Source organism: Bacteroides ihuae, assembly GCF_900104585.1.
GTDB classification, from domain to species: domain Bacteria; phylum Bacteroidota; class Bacteroidia; order Bacteroidales; family Bacteroidaceae; genus Bacteroides; species Bacteroides ihuae.
Genome location: NZ_FNVX01000005.1, coordinates 178,228 through 196,256 on the forward strand (window position 1 = coordinate 178,228; position 18,029 = coordinate 196,256).

15 protein-coding genes are annotated in these 18,029 nt (G+C 39.6%); 11 read left to right on the forward strand and 4 right to left on the reverse strand.

Annotation, left to right across the window (positions count from 1 at the left end; translation table 11 throughout):
- The first annotated feature begins 98 nt into the window (after positions 1 to 98).
- The 5 genes from BQ5338_RS06415 (at position 99) to BQ5338_RS06435 (ending at position 5,027) form a co-directional block, all read left to right on the forward strand.
- The gene (locus BQ5338_RS06415; protein WP_071146023.1) at positions 99 to 1,391 is read left to right on the forward strand and encodes an MATE family efflux transporter; all 1,293 of its coding nucleotides are present in this window, start codon (positions 99 to 101) and stop codon (positions 1,389 to 1,391) included.
- A gap of 157 nt (positions 1,392 to 1,548) precedes the next feature.
- Positions 1,549 to 2,283 (forward strand): hypothetical protein, encoded by a 735-nt coding sequence (locus BQ5338_RS06420; RefSeq protein WP_071146024.1) that lies wholly within the window; start codon positions 1,549 to 1,551, stop codon positions 2,281 to 2,283.
- A gap of 235 nt (positions 2,284 to 2,518) precedes the next feature.
- Positions 2,519 to 3,208 (forward strand): response regulator transcription factor, encoded by a 690-nt coding sequence (locus BQ5338_RS06425; protein ID WP_071146025.1) that lies wholly within the window; start codon positions 2,519 to 2,521, stop codon positions 3,206 to 3,208.
- Positions 3,192 to 4,559 carry a sensor histidine kinase gene (locus BQ5338_RS06430; protein ID WP_071146026.1) on the forward strand — a complete coding sequence of 456 codons (1,368 nt, stop codon included), beginning with the start codon at positions 3,192 to 3,194 and terminating at the stop codon, positions 4,557 to 4,559. The genes BQ5338_RS06425 and BQ5338_RS06430 overlap by 17 nt, the downstream gene beginning before the upstream one ends.
- A gap of 255 nt (positions 4,560 to 4,814) precedes the next feature.
- The gene (locus BQ5338_RS06435) at positions 4,815 to 5,027 is read left to right on the forward strand and encodes a hypothetical protein (RefSeq protein ID WP_071146027.1); all 213 of its coding nucleotides are present in this window, start codon (positions 4,815 to 4,817) and stop codon (positions 5,025 to 5,027) included.
- 110 nt (positions 5,028 to 5,137) lie between these two features.
- On the opposite strand, the gene BQ5338_RS06440 is transcribed toward BQ5338_RS06435, so the two are convergent.
- Entirely contained in the window at positions 5,138 to 7,066 is a 1,929-nt protein-coding gene (locus BQ5338_RS06440; RefSeq protein WP_071146028.1) for a KUP/HAK/KT family potassium transporter, read from the reverse strand.
- A gap of 76 nt (positions 7,067 to 7,142) precedes the next feature.
- Positions 7,143 to 8,357 carry a DUF6051 family protein gene (locus tag BQ5338_RS06445; RefSeq protein ID WP_071146029.1) on the reverse strand — a complete coding sequence of 405 codons (1,215 nt, stop codon included), beginning with the start codon at positions 8,355 to 8,357 and terminating at the stop codon, positions 7,143 to 7,145.
- Positions 8,358 to 8,506: 149 nt separating this feature from the next.
- Between BQ5338_RS06445 and BQ5338_RS06450 the strand changes: the two genes are divergently transcribed.
- The 5 genes from BQ5338_RS06450 to BQ5338_RS06470 all read left to right on the forward strand — a co-directional run bounded on the left by BQ5338_RS06450 (position 8,507) and on the right by BQ5338_RS06470 (position 13,102).
- Positions 8,507 to 9,247, forward strand: coding sequence for a glycosyltransferase family 2 protein (locus BQ5338_RS06450; RefSeq protein WP_071146030.1), 741 nt, complete (start codon positions 8,507 to 8,509; stop codon positions 9,245 to 9,247).
- On the forward strand, positions 9,244 to 9,861 hold the full coding sequence (locus BQ5338_RS06455) for a lipid-A-disaccharide synthase N-terminal domain-containing protein (RefSeq protein ID WP_071146031.1): 618 nt from the start codon (positions 9,244 to 9,246) through the stop codon (positions 9,859 to 9,861). The genes BQ5338_RS06450 and BQ5338_RS06455 overlap by 4 nt, the downstream gene beginning before the upstream one ends.
- Before the next feature lie 11 nt (positions 9,862 to 9,872).
- The gene (locus tag BQ5338_RS06460) at positions 9,873 to 10,907 is read left to right on the forward strand and encodes an NAD-dependent epimerase/dehydratase family protein (RefSeq protein ID WP_071146032.1); all 1,035 of its coding nucleotides are present in this window, start codon (positions 9,873 to 9,875) and stop codon (positions 10,905 to 10,907) included.
- A gap of 27 nt (positions 10,908 to 10,934) precedes the next feature.
- Positions 10,935 to 12,575, forward strand: a complete 1,641-nt coding sequence (locus BQ5338_RS06465) for an ArnT family glycosyltransferase (protein ID WP_071146033.1) — start codon at positions 10,935 to 10,937, stop codon at positions 12,573 to 12,575.
- A 206-nt stretch (positions 12,576 to 12,781) separates the two neighbouring features.
- On the forward strand, positions 12,782 to 13,102 hold the full coding sequence (locus BQ5338_RS06470; RefSeq protein ID WP_071146034.1) for a hypothetical protein: 321 nt from the start codon (positions 12,782 to 12,784) through the stop codon (positions 13,100 to 13,102).
- Positions 13,103 to 13,347: 245 nt separating this feature from the next.
- Here BQ5338_RS06470 and BQ5338_RS06475 read toward each other — a convergent pair whose 3' ends face one another.
- Complete coding sequence (locus BQ5338_RS06475; RefSeq protein WP_071146035.1) at positions 13,348 to 13,695, reverse strand: RNA recognition motif domain-containing protein; 348 nt, start codon at positions 13,693 to 13,695, stop codon at positions 13,348 to 13,350.
- Between the two features lie 369 nt (positions 13,696 to 14,064).
- Positions 14,065 to 17,313 (reverse strand): S41 family peptidase, encoded by a 3,249-nt coding sequence (locus BQ5338_RS06480; RefSeq protein ID WP_071146036.1) that lies wholly within the window; start codon positions 17,311 to 17,313, stop codon positions 14,065 to 14,067.
- Between the two features lie 246 nt (positions 17,314 to 17,559).
- Here BQ5338_RS06480 and BQ5338_RS06485 point away from each other — a divergent pair, with 246 nt between their 5' ends.
- Entirely contained in the window at positions 17,560 to 18,021 is a 462-nt protein-coding gene (locus BQ5338_RS06485) for a GNAT family N-acetyltransferase (protein ID WP_071146037.1), read from the forward strand.
- Positions 18,022 to 18,029: the final 8 nt, after the last annotated feature.

Below are 18,029 nucleotides of genomic sequence, written 5' to 3' on the forward strand. Positions count from 1 at the left end.
TCATATTTGCTCGGAAGAAACGGAAGAATACCTGTGATAGTAGTACAACTGTTTGGATTCTTATTATTTATCATTAATTTTGTTTTAAATTGATTTGGATGAACAAGAAAATACTTCAGATAGCCATTCCTTCTATCATTTCTAATATCACGGTTCCTTTGCTTGGATTGATTGATGTGGCCATTGTCGGTCATCTTGGTTCCGCAGCTTATATCGGTGCGGTGGCAGTAGGAGGTATGCTTTTCAATGTACTTTATTGGAGTCTGGGGTTCTTGCGGATGGGAACCAGTGGGATGACTTCACAAGCTTATGGCAAACGGCGTTTGGATGAGGTGGTGCGTTTATTACTACGCTCACTCACTACAGGAACAGGCATTGGACTTCTGTTTGTCCTTTTGCAATATCCGCTACAATTGTTGGCTTTTCATTTTATCGGTGCCAGTGAGGAGGTAGAAGCGTTTGCCATTACCTATTTTCGCATTTGCATTTGGGGCGCACCTGCGGTCTTGATCCTTTATGCTTTTATGGGTTGGTTCATTGGCATGCAGAACTCACGCTTCCCGATGTACATCTCCATTGTTCAGAACATCGTTAATATTCTGGTTAGTCTCTGTCTTGTTTTTGTCTTTGACTTTAAAATAGCCGGAGTAGCATGGGGCACACTGATTGCTCAATATGCCGGAGTACTTATGGCTGTTTTGCTCTGGAAACGTTATTATGCCCGATTGGGTTTTTGGCAACACTTTACGGAGAGCTTAAAGTTGCGTGCCATGCTTCGTTTCTTTTCTGTCAATAGTGATATTTTTATTCGTACCCTTTGCTTGGTGGTGGTGACAGTGTTCTTCACCTCTTCGGGAGCGAAAGAAGGCAATGTGCTACTTGCGGTAAATACTCTGCTGATGCAACTTTTTACTTTGTTCTCTTACATCATGGATGGTTTCGCTTATGCCGGTGAGGCACTTGGTGGTCGCTATGTGGGTGCTCACGACAAACGCTCGTTGTATCGTCTGGTTAATCGTCTGTTCCTTTGGGGAGGGCTTTTGGCTTTTTTCTTTACCCTTCTTTATGCGGTTGGCGGTAGTGGATTTTTAAGACTGCTCACCAATGATGAAGCCGTCATCGCTACTTCCGCTGACTACCTGTATTGGGCGTTGGCCATCCCGCTGACTGCTTTTGCTGCTTTCCTATGGGATGGACTCTTTATTGGTGCCACTGCCACAAGGTATATGTTATTCTCTATGTTAGTAGCTTCTGCTGGTTTCTTTGCCGTATATTATTTGCTTTATAGCTATTGGGGTAATCATGCCCTTTGGGCGGCTTTTATCGTTTATCTTTCTTTGAGGGGATTGATGCAGACGTTTTGGGGGCGGAAAGTGTTGGCAAACATATAGTCACTTTAATAGCCTTTAAATCTACTTATTGCTACTTTTAGGCTTGTCTTTTAATGTTCATGTTGGTTATAAGATTATAAAAGAACAAAAGGAATATTCATCTTAGCACTTGTTTTTCTTATTTTAGTGAAATAACTATTTAAAATTTTATATTGTCATGAAGAAACTTAGTGTATTATTGTCATTATGTCTTACTGTAACTTGCCTTTTTGCACAAACGACAACTCCCCAACAGCTTAAAGCTGATGGAGACAAGGCCTTGCAAGCTAAAAACTATCCTGTAGCTCTTACCAAGTATAGCCAATATCTGAAACAGACTAATTATCAGGACTCGGTAACAGCTTTCAATTGTGGCGTATGTGCCGACAAATCAAAAAAGTATGCTGAAGCTGCTAAAATGTTTGATGTTGCTATCCAAAAGAATTATAATGTATCTTCTGCTTATGTGGGCAAAGCTATTGCTTTAAACAATCAGAATAAAAATGCAGATTATATCGCAACTTTATCTGAAGGAATGAAGAAAATACCTGGAAATGAAACGATTGAAAAGTTATATTCTATCTACTATCTGAAAGAAGGACAGGCTTTCCAAAAGGCAGGTAGCATAGAGAAAGCGGCAGAGGACTATACACATATGACTGAGGTTACCAGCAAAAAATGGAAGACTAACGGTCTATATAGTTTAGGTGTGTTGTTTTTCAACAATGGGGCACTAACGCTTAAAAAAGCAGCTCCTATTGCTAACTCGAATCCTGATAAATACAAAGCAGAAAAAGAAGCTGCCACTGCTGACTTTAAGAAGGCTTCCGATTATCTTGAACAAGCGGTTGCTCTTTCTCCTGAAAGAACAGAGATTGCTAAATTGCTCACTCAGGTAAAGGCTTCTATGTAATTTACTGATAAACAGAGAAGCTTTCTCATCTTATAAGATGAACTAATTTTGTTTGCGCATTTGTAAAGGCAAATAGATTTCCCTTATTCCTTGTTTTTCTTTATTGAAAGACGACTTGGAATAGGGGAAATTTATTAATACACCCTTTATCTTATTATTAAAATAAAATAATCGCTTTTTGATCCATATCCTTATTTTATAATTATTTTTGCATGTTGCATTTTATATATTGTATATGGAAATTCTTGTTGTGGAAGATGATAGCCGAATGGCCGAGCTGATAAGCCAAGGGCTGAAAGAGAATGGTTATGGGGTGACGTTAGTTTATGACGGTATAGAGGGATTTACTCAATTTGTGCTTTGCCGTCCGGATTTGGTGATCACCGATATTTTGTTGCCTGGCATCAATGGGCTCGATTTATGTAAAAGGATAAAAGAGAAAGATGAGAGCATGCCTATAATCATGCTTACTGCTTTGGGCACCACCAATGAAAAGGTTGAAGGCTTTGATGCCGGTGCAGATGATTACATGGTAAAGCCTTTCGAAATGCGCGAGCTGCTAGTCCGCATACGGGTATTGCTTAAGAGGAGTAGTGCTATACGCAGCAATGATGTACTTAGGATAGCTGATCTTGAAATGAATCTAAAGACTAAGGTGGTAAAACGAAGTAATCGCGAGATTAACTTGACTCCTAAAGAGTTTAATTTGCTGGCTTTTATGTTGAACAATGCTGGTCGTGTGCTCTCTAAAAGTGAGATTGCCGAGAAGGTTTGGGATACCCGTTTTGATACAGGTACCAATTTTATTGAAGTATACATCAGCTATTTGCGTCATAAGATTGATAAAGATTTCCCTCGAAAACTTATCCATACCAAGTCTGGTATGGGATTTATTCTCAAAGATAACAATGAAAATACAGACTAAGCTTTCATTCATTTACTCGTGTATATTTGGCATTATTCTGCTGATTTTTATTGTTGCAGTTTATCAATACTACAGTCGTAAGAGTCAAGACGATTATTTTGAAAGATTGCATATACGGGCTGCACTCAAGGCTGATCTCATTGATGGTGAAACGATTTCACCGGACATACTGCGCCTTATTTATGAAAGTACGCCCGGCGAATACGAGCCACTTGTTACGATCTATGATAAGCAAGGCAAATTGATTTATCGCGATAAGCAAGATGTGATAGAGAGTAATAAGCATCAACTATTGATAAATGAGGTAAAGAAAAAAGGGATTTGCAAAACTTGGGATGAGGATAACAGGCAGACTTACGGTTTTCTCATAGAAGGATTAAAAGGGGAGTACGTGGTGTTTGCTACAGGTTATGATGTGCATGGTTTCACTCGTTTAACCAACTTGCGCTGGATACTTTTGACGGCATATCTCATCGCCATGATCTTCATTATAATTACCGTGAGACTCTTTGCCCGTCAGGCCTTTCGTCCTGTTAGCCGTATGATAGAGGAGGTAGAGAAAAATAATCCATCCAATCTAGCTTTGCGTCTCGATGAAGGCAATCGCAAAGACGAACTGGCTTCGCTTGCCATCACATTCAACAAGATGCTGACGCAGCTCGAAGAAGCTTTCACCGAACAAAAGCGCTTGGTGTACAACATGTCGCACGAATTGCGTACTCCGCTTGCGGCGATCATCACTGAATTGGAATTGTCTGTGCAGCGTCAATGCGATGAAGAAGAGTATCAAAGAGTGATAAGGCAAGCTCTGAAAGATGCTAATCGATTGGCGAAACTTTCAAATAGTCTCCTCGACTTGGCAAAAGCCAGCTATGACATTTCGGGAATAGCGATGCATCCTGTTCGTCTTGATGAATTGGTGTTGGAGGTTTGTGGTAAAGTACAAAGAGCTGACTCTAAGTGCTCCGTTCACTTATTGTTCGACAAAGAGCCCGATGACGAAAGTCTCATTACTGTAGATGGTAATAGTTATTTGCTCGAAGTGGCATTGACCAATCTTGTAGAGAATGCTTGTAAGTATTCTATTGATAGAGCTTGTGAAATTCATTTGTCTTATGAAGAGAATTTATGTTTGGTGAGTGTGGTAAATAATGGAACTGATATTCCATTGGAAGAGCAAAAAGCGATCTTCGATCCTTTCTATAGAGGTAGTAACAAAAGTGTGGCGGATGGTAATGGCATTGGACTTTATCTGGTACAGAAGATTATAGACTTGCATCAGGGAAACATCTGTTTGCATTCCTCTCAGGGTTCTACATCATTTATTGTTGACCTGCCGCTTATTCACTAATTTTATTTCCTGGATTGATTGTAATTTATCTCTGCGTATTCTACGTAATCTCTCTCTCTCTTATCTTCGTGAATTCTTCAATGCAATGCTAAGTTCATGAAGAGTAGTGAGGCTTGCTTATCTGTTTGTTTCTAATGAAATTCTAATGTTTTTATAAGTATTCTCTAACTACAATGTCGGTCAAGGCGATGCTATCTTTGTGATGTCGAAAGACAAAATACAAATTGGACGTTTTACTAAAAAAAAATTACGATTATGAAAAAGATTATTTTCGCAGCCGCTATTGTAGCTATGATGTGTGCAGGTAATGTTGTTTATGCTCAGACTCCTTCTAAGAAAGCTGATGTTAAAAAAGAACAGACCGTAGCAAAGAAAGAAGCTGTTAAAGCTCCGAAATCAAAAAAATGCGAAAAAGTAGTTGCTCCTGCTACAAGTACAGCTGCTAAAAAAACTGCTAAGACAAAATAATTAGCAGCGACAGTTAAAAAGAAATTTTTTCATTTGGTTTTTAAATAAAAAGAGGTAACGTCCTATGGGAAAAGTTACCTCTTTTTATTTAATTATCTGTGGTGATTTTATTATTTGCAAGCCGATTGCTGTACTGATTTTAATGGAACGTACTCCTTCGTTACAACTGACGGATCCAGATCCAAAATCTGAGTATCGGAAGTAGAGCACTTCTTGATCAAATAATAAAGTAGCAAGAGTGTTTTCTTTATAGGAGGTAAATCCAGATTACGAGCGATTCGCTCCACAACTACAAACCTGAAATCTCCTTCAATATTCCTTTCCCTTAAAGATGGATAGCGACTTAATAAGTCAACTTCCCCTTTTTCTTCCATCTCCTTACAGATATGGTGAACGAACTTATCCATGTGTGCTCCTTGTTTAAATCCTGAATGGATATCAAGCCTGAACATTTTTCCGGGAACAAAGGTTTTTACCGTATATTTAAATTGGTAAGGCTCGTCACTGCGGTGTAGGTAAACAAACCAATAGGTGTCTGCCCGTTTGGGCTGCTTGTTTACCAATGAATATGAAATCTTACTTTCCATATCCGTTGGATACTTGGCACGGGTTACGTATACCAGATGAGTGGCAAACTTAGGAATTGTTTCATCCATGCTGATTTTCTGTAGACACTCAATGGTAGGCGCTATCGGTTCGTAGGTGGAGCAATGATTCTTGATGCGCCTGCCATTGTACCACACAAACATAATACCAAAAATGCAACCGGCGATCAAAATAGTTGCCCAACCTCCATGAGCGAACTTAAACAGGTTAGCAATAAAGAAGCTACCTTCTACTGTAATGAAAAACATCGTTAACGGAATGCTCACCCATAGTGGAACATTCTTGTATTGGAAATAGATGAATAGCAGTAAGGTAGTCATCAACATGGTGATGGTGATAGAGAGTCCGTAAGCCGCTTCCATGTTTGAAGATGAACCAAATGCGAGAATTATCAGAGTACACAATACCATTAAAGCATAGTTTACCTGAGGGATAAACATTTGTCCCTTAATATTGGTCGGATATTTAATTTTGATGTTTGGCCATAAATCTAATGATATAGCTTCGCTGATAATAGTGAAGGAACCACTGATTAATGCTTGACTGGCAATGATCGCAGCTAATGTTGCCATTGCGACACCAATGAATGAGAACCAATTGGGCATGATGGCAAAGAACGGATTAACATCAGTTGTTACCTGTGAGTGATGAGTTAGTATCCATGCACCTTGTCCCAGATAATTTAAAATGAGAGTTGATTTTACATATACCCATGATACACGAATGTTGTGTAACCCGCAGTGACCAAGATCGGAATAAAGTGCTTCTGCACCTGTGGTACAAAGAAACACAGCACCCAATATGAGAAATGCATCGGGCACGTCTATTAGTACTTTAACGGCATACATCGGGTTGAATGCTTTGATTACCATCGGATAATGAAAGAGAGCGAATACGCCTAAGATGCCAATCATGGTGAACCAGAGGAACATGATTCTTCCAAATGGTTTTCCCAGTCGTGCAGTACCCAGAGGTTGAATCAGAAAGATAGCCAATATAATCGCTATTGCGATAGGAATTACGGGAATGGAAGGAATCAGTATGTTTAGTCCTTCTATGGCCGAAACGACTGTAATTGCAGGAGTAATGATGCCGTCGGCTAGTAATGTGGAGGCACCGATAATGGCAATGACGTAGGCCCAGCGATATTTCTTTCGGATTAAAGCAAACAGAGACAGAATACCTCCTTCACCCCGGTTATCGGCACGAAGAGTTACGATGACGTATTTGATGGTTGTTTGCAGTGTCAACGTCCAGATGATACATGAGATAGCTCCGATGATGTAATCTGGATTTGTTTGTAAACCAGCAGGAAGCCCATTCACTATGGCCTTCATTACATACAAAGGAGATGTTCCTATATCTCCATAAACTATCCCGATGGCCATAAATATGCCCATCATCCCAAAGGGCACTTTGTGTTGTTGCTTCATCCTTATACTATACCTTAAATAAAAACCGCGCAAAAATACGTAAAAAAGGCGTCAGTTTATCTGAAAATACAGACTATTACTTTAGGAAGCTACAAATCTTATCAAACGTCAGGTTGAACTGCTCGTCTACGCTGTCAGCAATGGATGAGAGGGCAGGAAATGGGTCCTCATGCTTGTATGTGTACGGGAAATCCAGGATATCGACTTTAATGGAAATGTCTCGTCTCACACCTTGAAGTGTATTGATCACTTCATAAGCAGGTACGACCGTATCTTTGGCCAATGTTACGGCCATTATTCTGTCGCTCATCGAACGGAAGATGCTTTCTCTCTTTTCTGTTAGAGATTTATAGTTCAACATGCTCCGGAAGTTCACTCCTTCCGGATGTGCATCTCCCAAATAGTGACGCAATAATTCGTCTCTTCGCATGTGACTCTCCAGATGCTCTACTACGTAAGAGTACAAACTTACGTTTGCTTCGCTGTCGAGTATGAATTTAGATACAGGAGATAACCTATTGAACACAGCTCCGCCACAGAACATACCAAGTTTGGATTTTGAGAAATACCCGTTTTTGTTTGTCATTACCAGTATTTCCGCTAAGAAACTGCCGATGGAGTAGGAGAAGAAATCAATGCTGGCATCCTTATCTATTGCTGGGTGTAGATCTGCTTTGATATTTTCGACCAAATCGATTACATCATAGTATGTTTGTAATCCTGACCATATAAATCGCTGAGGCTTGTTGTGTAAGCGTGTGCTGATAGCCACGTTTGATAGCGTTGAGCAAAGCACATCTGGATGTCTTTCTTTGCGTTGCTGACTGATATGAAACATCTGGCGGCTTTCACTCCAACTGATTGGAGCTCTGTTCATGTGGAAAGCAATAGGGAAGAGAATAACCGCTTTTCCTGTTTCGTCCACCAGTTTTTTTGCCCATGTGAGATATTTTGCCCAGTACTTCTCATTAAAGCCGTGAAATAGCAGAATGATTTCCTTAACCTTCTCTTTTCCCGTTGGTCGGAAGATATGATAGCGGAATTTTATGTTCTCCATAATTTCCGCATCACTTTTATTGAGCATTTCCTGAATAATGTCCGGCTCATAGTCGGGGTCAGTTGCTGTGCAATATTCGTAAGGGTCTTGATTTCCCGCACCTCCGGGTAATAGGAATCTATAGGCCGACTCAAAATTGAAGTTCTGCACCACTACTTTGTCATCAATTACAATCTCTTTGTCCTCGTAATTAACGACTTGTTTCAGATAATTGTGTAAATCGATATATTTCATGATTTCTGTTTTCAAAATATATCTGCAAATATAAGGTTAACTAAGTTAATAAAAGGATATATCACCTATTTTTGTAGGTGAAAAAAACTCTTTAATTTATTTAGGTTTCTTATCTTTGCGACTTTAATACATTAAAGCAAATTTGCAAAATGAATCAAACCAGTTTGTCTGAATTATGCATTATTGTTCCTGTCTATAATGAAGAAGACAATATGCCAAGGCTCGAAGCAGAACTTTCTGCTTTTCTTAAAAGTGCGTCTATAAGCGCATGCGTTTTATTTGTCAACGACTGCTCCTCCGATAAAAGTCTTTCCCTGATAAAAGATATTTGTTCAAGAAATAAGGGCTTTACCTATATCTCTTTTTCCAAGAATCAAGGTCTAAGTGCTGCATTAAAGGCTGGTATTGATGTTGCTCAATCTATTTATGTGGGCTATATTGATGCCGATTTGCAAACTTCACCTGAAGATTTCGAACTTCTTATTCCCTATGTGAACGATTATGAAATGGTGATGGGCATACGTATGGGCCGCAAAGATAGCTTTGTGAAGAATCTGTCGTCGAAGATAGCGAATGGCTTTCGCCGTATGATGACGGGAGATGGCATCACAGATACCGGTTGTCCACTGAAAATAATATCTACTGGCTATGCCAAGCGCATTCCGCTTTTCAATGGTATGCATCGTTTTTTGCCTGCATTGATTCAATTGCAAAACGGTCGGGTGAAAGAAATTCCTGTTCGTCACTTTGAACGCATAGCCGGGGAATCAAAATATCATCTTTGGAATCGTCTTGTGGGACCGTTCAAAGATTGCTTTGCTTTTCGTTGGATGAAAAAGAGATATATTAATTATACCATTGATTCAAGCAATCTACAATCTAGAGAATGAATAATATCGTAGTCTATAGTATCGGTTTTTTGGCGCAAGGGCTGTTTTCGGTACGCTTGATAATACAGTGGTTCCTTTCGGAGAAAGCAAAAAAAGTGGTTTCACCTACCAGCTATTGGCAAATAAGTATTTTAGCTTCTTATTTATTGTTTATCTACGGATGGTTGCGCGATGATTTTGCCATTATTCTGGGGCAATTCATTTCCTATTACATTTATATATGGAACCTTAATACGAAAAATCACTGGATGAGTTTGCCTTCCATTCTTCGCTATTTGCTATTGTTTACTCCGTTAGCTGTGGTGGTTTATCTGTTTTTCACATGGGACACACATGGCCCCCGCTTATTCCAGAATGCAGATATCCCTTTGTGGATGCTCATTTTTGGTTCTATGGGACAAATCATCTTTACCTTTCGGTTTGTTTATCAATGGTTTTATTCGCGTAAGGAAGGTAGATCGACTTTCCCCATAACTTTCTGGGTGCTGAGTTTGTTTGGCTCCTCTATTATTATAGCTTATGGCATTTACCGGAGAGACCCTGTGTTGATACTTGGTCAATCTGCGGGATTCATAGCTTATATACGTAATATGTTTTTATCGAAGAAGAAATAATTGTTTATATAATGAAAGTTTTAGTTACCGGTGCTGCCGGATTTATAGGTTTTCATGTCGTTAAGAAGCTTGCCACTCAGGGAATGGAAGTCGTAGGGATTGACAACCTGAATACGTATTATGATATTGACCTGAAGTATGCTCGGCTGTCAGAGTGTGGAGTGGATGCAAAGAAGATAGTCGATAACGAGTATGCACAGAGTGATGAATATGCCAACTATACTTTCCTGAAAATAGATCTTGTAGATATGGACAGGCTGACCAAACTTTTTGATGACGAGCAATTCGATGTGGTTATCAATCTGGGTGCTCAGGCAGGTGTGCGCTATTCCATCGAAAACCCATCTACATACATCCAATCCAATATAGTTGGTTTCTTGAATATCCTTGAGAGTTGCAGGTATCACCATATTAAGCATCTTGTTTATGCTTCCAGTTCTTCTGTTTATGGAATGAATGATAAACTTCCGTTTTCCGAGGACGATGTTGCCGATTCTCCTGTAAGTCTTTATGCGGCAACCAAAAGGAGTGATGAGCTAATGGCTTATACCTATAGTCACCTCTATCATTTACCCACTACCGGATTGCGCTTCTTTACCGTCTATGGCCCTTGGGGGCGCCCCGATATGTCTCCCATGTTGTTTGCTGATTCTATTTTAACAGGCAAGACAATCAATGTATTCAACAACGGGGAGATGGTGCGCGATTTTACTTACATTGACGATATTGTTGATGGAATACTCGAAGTGATTCCCTGTATACCCGGTAAGGAAGGAGAAGAACTTTATTGTCGCATATTGAACATCGGTAACTCTGAACCTGTTCCATTAATGTTATTTATCCATACTATGGAGGAAACTCTTGGAAGAAAGGCGAGTTTGCACATGCTTCCCATGCAGGCCGGAGATGTGAAAGCAACGTATGCAGATGTCACCAAACTGATAGCATTGACAGGATATAGTCCTCACACCCCTTTAAAAAAAGGGTTGTCTTCTTTTGTCGCTTGGTATGAAGCTTATATACATGCCAAGGATACTCGCATCTAAAATCTGAATTTTAAAGAAAAAACTGTTATGGTCGACTCTATAAACTACGTAAGGCATTCTCTGGCAATTCTTATCGTTTGCTTTTTCTCTTTTTTTGTAAACAACAGTTTTCTTCCGGCGGACCTGATGGAATCGCGTAACTTGGCTACGGCTCAAGAGATGGTAACTCAAGGAAACTATCTAACTCCCACGCTAAATGGAGAACTTCGTTTGGAGAAACCACCTCTACCCACATGGATTGCTGCCACAATAGATCATGTTGCTCCTGATAATCTGGCTATGCAACGCTATGCAGCGGGAGTGGCTGCCACACTTCTTGTTTTCTTTCTCTACCTCTTAGTGGTGGAACTTACCAAGAACCAAAATTTAGCACTTATTTCTGCTTTGGTACTTGCCACATGTTATAATGTTGTGATGATGGGTCGAACAGCTACGTGGGATATTTATTGTCACGCTTTCATGCTTGGTGGTCTTTATTACCTCATTAAAGCCCTTGACAGGAGAGGCCCTCAATGGGGATTATTTCTATTATCCGGTTTGTTTATGGGACTCTCTTTTCTTAGTAAAGGTCCTGTTTCTTTCTTCGCTCTGATGCTTCCGTTCCTGATCGCTTATTTCTTTATTTATCGCCCCATGCTCAAAGGGAAAATGTATCCTATTATTGGTATGGTTCTGGTTACTTTGGCTGTTAGCCTTTGGTGGCCGGCTTATATATATTTCTTTCATGGAGACTGGGGAATGCATGTAGCTAATAAAGAATCTTCTTCATGGATCAACCACAATGTGCGTCCGTGGTACTATTACTGGCAGTTTCCTGCTGAAGCAGGTATCTGGGCACTCTTCTGGGTTACTTCACTCATCTGGCCCTATTGGAAACTTCGTTTTAGCGATTTGAAAATAAAGAGGATCTACTTATTCTCTGTGATGTGGACAATAATAGCTCTTGTTTTGCTTTCGCTCATTCCTGAGAAGAAAACGCGTTATCTGCTTCCGTTACTTATTCCCGGTGCACTAAATATTGGCACTTGCCTATTTTATTTTGCTACAAGCAGAGTTTTGCAAGCCAAGGAAAAGCTGATTTATCGCATCAATGCGTCTGTCATTTTACTTATCTTATGCGCTTTGCCCGTAGGCTTATACATCTTCTTTGTTCAGAAGGGGGATTTGTCTATGTGGTTGTTTGTCGTTATCTCCATTCTTAGTCTTACCTTGGCTGTTACACTCTTTTATTATAGCTTTAGAGCTGAGAAAAGATTCATGATTTCTTTCTTTTGCATTGTTGGTGTGATGATTCTGGTTGAAGGCCTCTGTTTTATTCCTGCAAGCAAACTTTTTATCAACAGTGATCGCCATAGTATCCGTGAAGTACGAACAGTTGCCAAAGCGCAAAATCTGCCTTTCTACTACATTGATAGCGAGGAGCTACGCATCGAATTGGTTTACGAGAGTAATCAAATCATTCGTCCGTTGAATGTAAAAAATGATAGTGTCGTGCTTTCTAAACTGCCCTTTGTGCTGGTTAGCGGTTCGGCTCCCGATTCTATTCTTCGGCATTTGCCAGTGACTGTAGAACCGGTTGATGTTTATGATAACAACTGGCAAAAGAGAAGCAGCAAGAGGTTTAATGCAGCCTTGGTTCGCTATGTTAGTATCATAAAAGGTAAATAACTGCGGTAAGTGTGGATATAGTACCCACTGATTCCACACAATCTACACTGATTCCACACTACTTAATTTTTCATTAAAAAGATAATGCGCTTATTTATAGCGCATTATCTTTTTAATGAGCTTGTGGCATGCACTTTGCTATATATATGGTGTAAGCGATTGATTAGTATTTAATTAAAAGTCTTGCAAAACTAAACTACACGATTATGAAAAAGATTCTATTAGTAGTAGCATTGTTTATGGGATTAGGTAGCTCTGCTGCAATTGCAAGTGTTTTGGTTACTAACAATGTAGTAACAAGTCCACAAGTTCCTCAAACTGAAGAGTTTGTAAAGATAGCCCTAACTGAGATTCCTGCTTTGATAACAGACACTATTGCAAAAACATATGTTGAAGCAACAATTAAAGAAGCGTTTGTGTCTGAAAAAGAGGGAGTGAAGATTTACAAAATCGTATTGGTTAAGGATGCTGAAGAGATTACGGTTTTGCTGAATGAAAAAGGTGAAGAAGTAAAACCTTTGAACTAAACTAAACTAGACATGTAATGGGCATTGGTGATGCATTGCCCCCTTTGAGTTGTTTGTTTTGTTGAAACCCCGGTTCGTGAGAGTCGGGGTTTTTCTATATTCTTCCCGCAGAAGATGATCTTTTCACGAAACAATAAAAGGGGATAAAAACAAAAGTTCCACTTTTTCACAATAAGCGAAAAAGCGGAACTTTTAAATGTTGAAGCCTTATTTATACGTTATATATTGTAGGCTGTTTTTTCAGATTAATATCTGCCACCACGGTTTCCACCGCCGTAACCACCACCGTTGCCGCCACGGCTTCCACCGCCGTAACCACCGCCGCCGCCATTGCTACGACGTGGAGCGTCACTTTTAGGGCGAGCTACAGAAACAGAAATAGCTTTTCCGTCAATTTCTGCACCGTTCAATTCTTCGATAGCTTTGTTTCCGGCTGCTTCGTCTGCTAGTTCAACAAAACCATATCCTTTAGAACGGCCTGTTTCTCTGTCAGTGATAACTTTAGCTGAAGAAACTTCTCCATACTCTGCAAATAATTCCCCTAGGTCGGAATCGCTAATGTTATAGCTCAATCCTGCGATAAAAATGTTCATTAAAAAAAAATTTAAAGAAATAAACAATAGTAAATACTTTGCATAGAATTCTTATGTAAGGAGATAACACTCTGCAATATTGATTGAAAAGGGGAACATTACCTTATTCAGATTTTCTTATGCGTGACAAAGATAGAAATAAGAATTTAAAAACAAACAAATGATTGACTTTTTTTCGAATAAAACAGAAATATATGTTTCTTTTTGTTCGCTTTCTCCGTGAGTTAGACTGAACTCTTGTTTGGATGATCATCTTAAACTTTATTGTACGCTTACATATTATAGATAGAGAAAGCTGAATTAATAAAAAAAACAGGCGATAGTTAGATTTACTCCATTATCGCCTGCTCTAAAAATTAAAATTTGATGTTATTTATTTTTCTTGCTCTTATCAGGGAATGCCGGGATGGCTGGAATTTCCTGTCTTTCGGTTTTCAGTTTGTCCAAAGAAACTTCTATGGCTTTGTTTAATTGCTGATCTTCACCCATATACTCTTTGTACGGATCGTTCTCCAGTTCAATATTGGGTTCTACGCCATGTCCTTCAATAATGAATCCACTACCGTCAGCAGCATAAGGTGCATAAGATGGAGTCACAATGGAACCTCCGTCTACAACAGGTACTGTACCACTGTAACCTACTACGCCTCCCCAAGTGCGCTTGCCAATTATCGTTCCCAACTTGTTGTATTTAAACCGATAAGGAAACAGGTCGCCATCGGAAGCAGAATATTCATTGGCTAGCAATACTTTTGGTCCCATGAATGTGCCAATCGGATTTACCGATCCCTCTTTCTGTCCGGTGTGCATGGTGAAATAAGTTGGAGTACGCATCAACCTCTCTATAATCATAGGAGATACGTTTCCACCACCATTGCCGCGATCATCAATAATGAGGGCCTTTTTCATTAGTTGTGGGTAGTAATGCTTCGCAAACTCATTTAGTCCCTCAACCCCCATGTCAGGGATGTGAATGTAGCCTACTTCCCCGTTGGTGGCTTCATTTACTTTGCGGGTATTTTCTTGTACCCAGTTGTAGTAATTCAGTTTGGAAACATCTGCCAATGGAGTTACAAGTACTGTACGGGCACCCTTCGTAGAAGGAACATTGTTCACTGTTAGTTCAGTTGTTTTATCTGCTAACCCAATCAATAGTTCATGAGGATCTTTTACCTCTTTCAGTGACTGACCATTGATTGCGATGATGTAATCTCCTTTCTTAACATTTACTCCCGGCATGGTAAGTGGAGAACGAGTTGACTTATCCCAGTTGGCGCCTTCAGTAATGGACACTACCTGGAAGAATCCGGATGCATCTTTAGTGAAATTTGCTCCAAGCATGCCCATTGGAATACGGGTAGGAGTGGGGTGCTCGCCATTTTGAGAGTAAGAGTGACCAATACTTAGCTCGCCAATCATCTCACCAATAATATAAGTAAGATCGGTGCGGTGGTTTACATAAGGTATCAACGCTCTGTATTTTGCGTGAACCTCATTCCAATCCACACCGTGCATATTTGGTGCATAGAAGAAATCGCGCATTTGTCTCCAACTTTCGTCGTAAATCTGCATCCACTCCTGGTGATAATTTATCAATTTCTTTACGTCAGTCAGACTGATAGGCTCACTGATAGTGACTGCGGCGGTTGGAGCATCAATAACCTGCATCTTTTGATCTTTAATGGCAAGTGCCTTCTTATATCCGTATCCAAAAACGATATATGCACCAAGATCTGTTTCAGCTTTCTTCTCCAAATCATACATTGAAGTGCTACTGCCGCGAGAGTAGTATACTTTTTGTCCCACCATGTGGATATCCCGATAGTAACTAGCCTGAATTGGTAGTTCAACAGCATCTTGAGCGGTGTAGCTTATCGTATCATCTTTCTTTTCTGCTGCCTTCTTGTCTTTCTTCTTCTCTTTGTCCTCTTTTTTAGGAGTTTCGGGTTTGGTTTCATCTACCTGACCAACGATATCGTTTATCAAGGCAAAAGGAATCTTAGCGCTTGCTTTGATAGGAAGGATGTACACTTTACTCATGTTGGTGTATACATGGTTCCACTCAGTCTGTCCGTAAGTAGGATTGAAGGTGCGTGCCGATTGAAACACGAGATAGTTTCCGTCCGAGCTAAAGTTTGGATTACCCGAATTGTACCAATCATCGGTAACCTTATGTTTTGCACCAGTCGTTGTATCGTAAATAAGGATGTTGTTCGCGGCCTTCCCCGGAAGTGTATAGGTTATATAGCGACTGTCAGGAGACCAATTGAACTCATCAATAAGATCTATTCCTGATTGCTCTACCAAAGTGGTCTTTCCTGTGGCAATGTCGGTAATATTAAGTGTATTCCTTTTATCGCACCAAAGAATTTTCTGAGAGTTTGGAGACCATGAATAATCGATTATATAGGTCTTGACATCTTTAGTGAGAGTCTTTTCTTCACCCGTCACAGCATTGCGCACATAGATGCGAAACTCTCCATCTTTATCGGATATGTAAGAAAGTTGTTTGCCATCGGGTGACCAAAGCGCATTCTGATCATTTGCACCCGATGAATTTGTAATATTATAGGTAATTCCTTCTTTTCCGGGAAGAGAGAATACATCTCCACGAGCGGTAAGCAACACGCGTTCTCCGTTTGGTGCTACACTGTAGGAGGTGATCTGTGAACTGACATCCTTCCATTCCGGACGGGAATATTCCTGATCGTTATTGACTTCCACTGTTACCTTTTGAGAGGTTTTACTCTTTGTGTCGAAAAGATAGATGTATCCGCCACATTCGTACACAATCTGATCGCCACCTATAGATGGAAATTTGATGTCGTAATCCTTGTAAAAGGTCAGTTGCTTGGTTTGCTTTGTAGAAAGCTGGTAAACATAAAGGTTCATCACGTCATCGCGATCGGAGGTGAAATAAATCTCATCTCCATTGCTGCTCCACATAGGGAAGACATCCTGTCTTACGTTATCTGTGATTTTCTTTGATTCTTTGGTCTTGAAATCAAAGATACGAATATCATCCGCCATACCTCCCTGATATCTTTTCCAGGTACGGAATTCACGGAATACATAGTTGTAGGCCAATTGTTTTCCGTCTGGTGAATAAGTGGAAAAACCTCCATTCTTCAGAGGAATCTCAGTAGGAATGCCTCCTTCGGTGGGTACAGTCAGCAGCTGACCGGTAAAGTCATTGAATGTATTTTGACGACTACGGTACAATACACTTTTACCGTCGCGTGTCCAGTCCATTACAATATTGTTAGGTCCCATTCTGTCGCCAAGATCGTCACGTCCAAGAGTAGCACTGAACGTTAGTCGCTTAGGCTCTCCACCTTCAGCAGGTATCACAAACACTTCCGTGTTTCCATCATACTGGCCGGTAAAGGCTATTTGCTTTCCATCGGGAGAAAAATGTGGAAACATCTCGTAACCAATATTCGATGTTAACCTACGAGCGGTTCCCCCTTGCTTATTCACTGAATAAAGATCGCCTGCGTAGGAAAAAACGATCTTGTCACCATGAATATTGGGAAACCTTAGTAGCCTGGCTTCTTTTGCGCTGATAGTAAATATCGCAAAGAAAGCCAGTGTACCTAAAAAGAATTTCTTAATCATAAACCCTATTTTTTTATTATAATTCAACAATGAATCAAAAAGTATAACGAAATTACATAAAAATCATGTATTTGTATTCAATGAATGAAATAAAAAGATGAAAAGTTTATTATTTAGGCGGTTTAACTGACAAACTCGTTCATTACTTCATTTAAAAGATATTTGCTCTGTTTACTGAAAAAATCACCTTTTAGTATTCGAGGATATTATTATCTTTGTATGTCTCAATAATATATTTAAAGTAATATGATAAGAAGAGCTACGATAGAAGATTTGGAAGATGTTCAGGAAATTGTTCGTAAAACGATAAATGAAATATATCCAAACTACTACCCTCAAGAAGTAGTAGACTTTTTCCTTAACCACCATAAGCAGGAGAACATAATGAAAGATATACACTCGGGAAATGTGTATATTCTCATGGAAGATGGTAGTTGCATAGGAACAGGTACTGCAAATGAAGAAAATATAAGTAGGGTTTTTGTATTGCCTAATTATCAAGGGAAAGGATATGGCTCTAAGATAATGGATTTTTTAGAAAAAATAATATCGGATAAATACGATATCATCAATTTAGATTCTTCTCTTCCTGCATTTAAAATATATCTAAAAAGGGGTTATAAACCTATTGACTACCTTGAACAACCTGTTGAAAACGGTAGGGTGCTCTGCTATCAGGTTATGACAAAAAGTTCATGCAAAAAATGATATCTGTG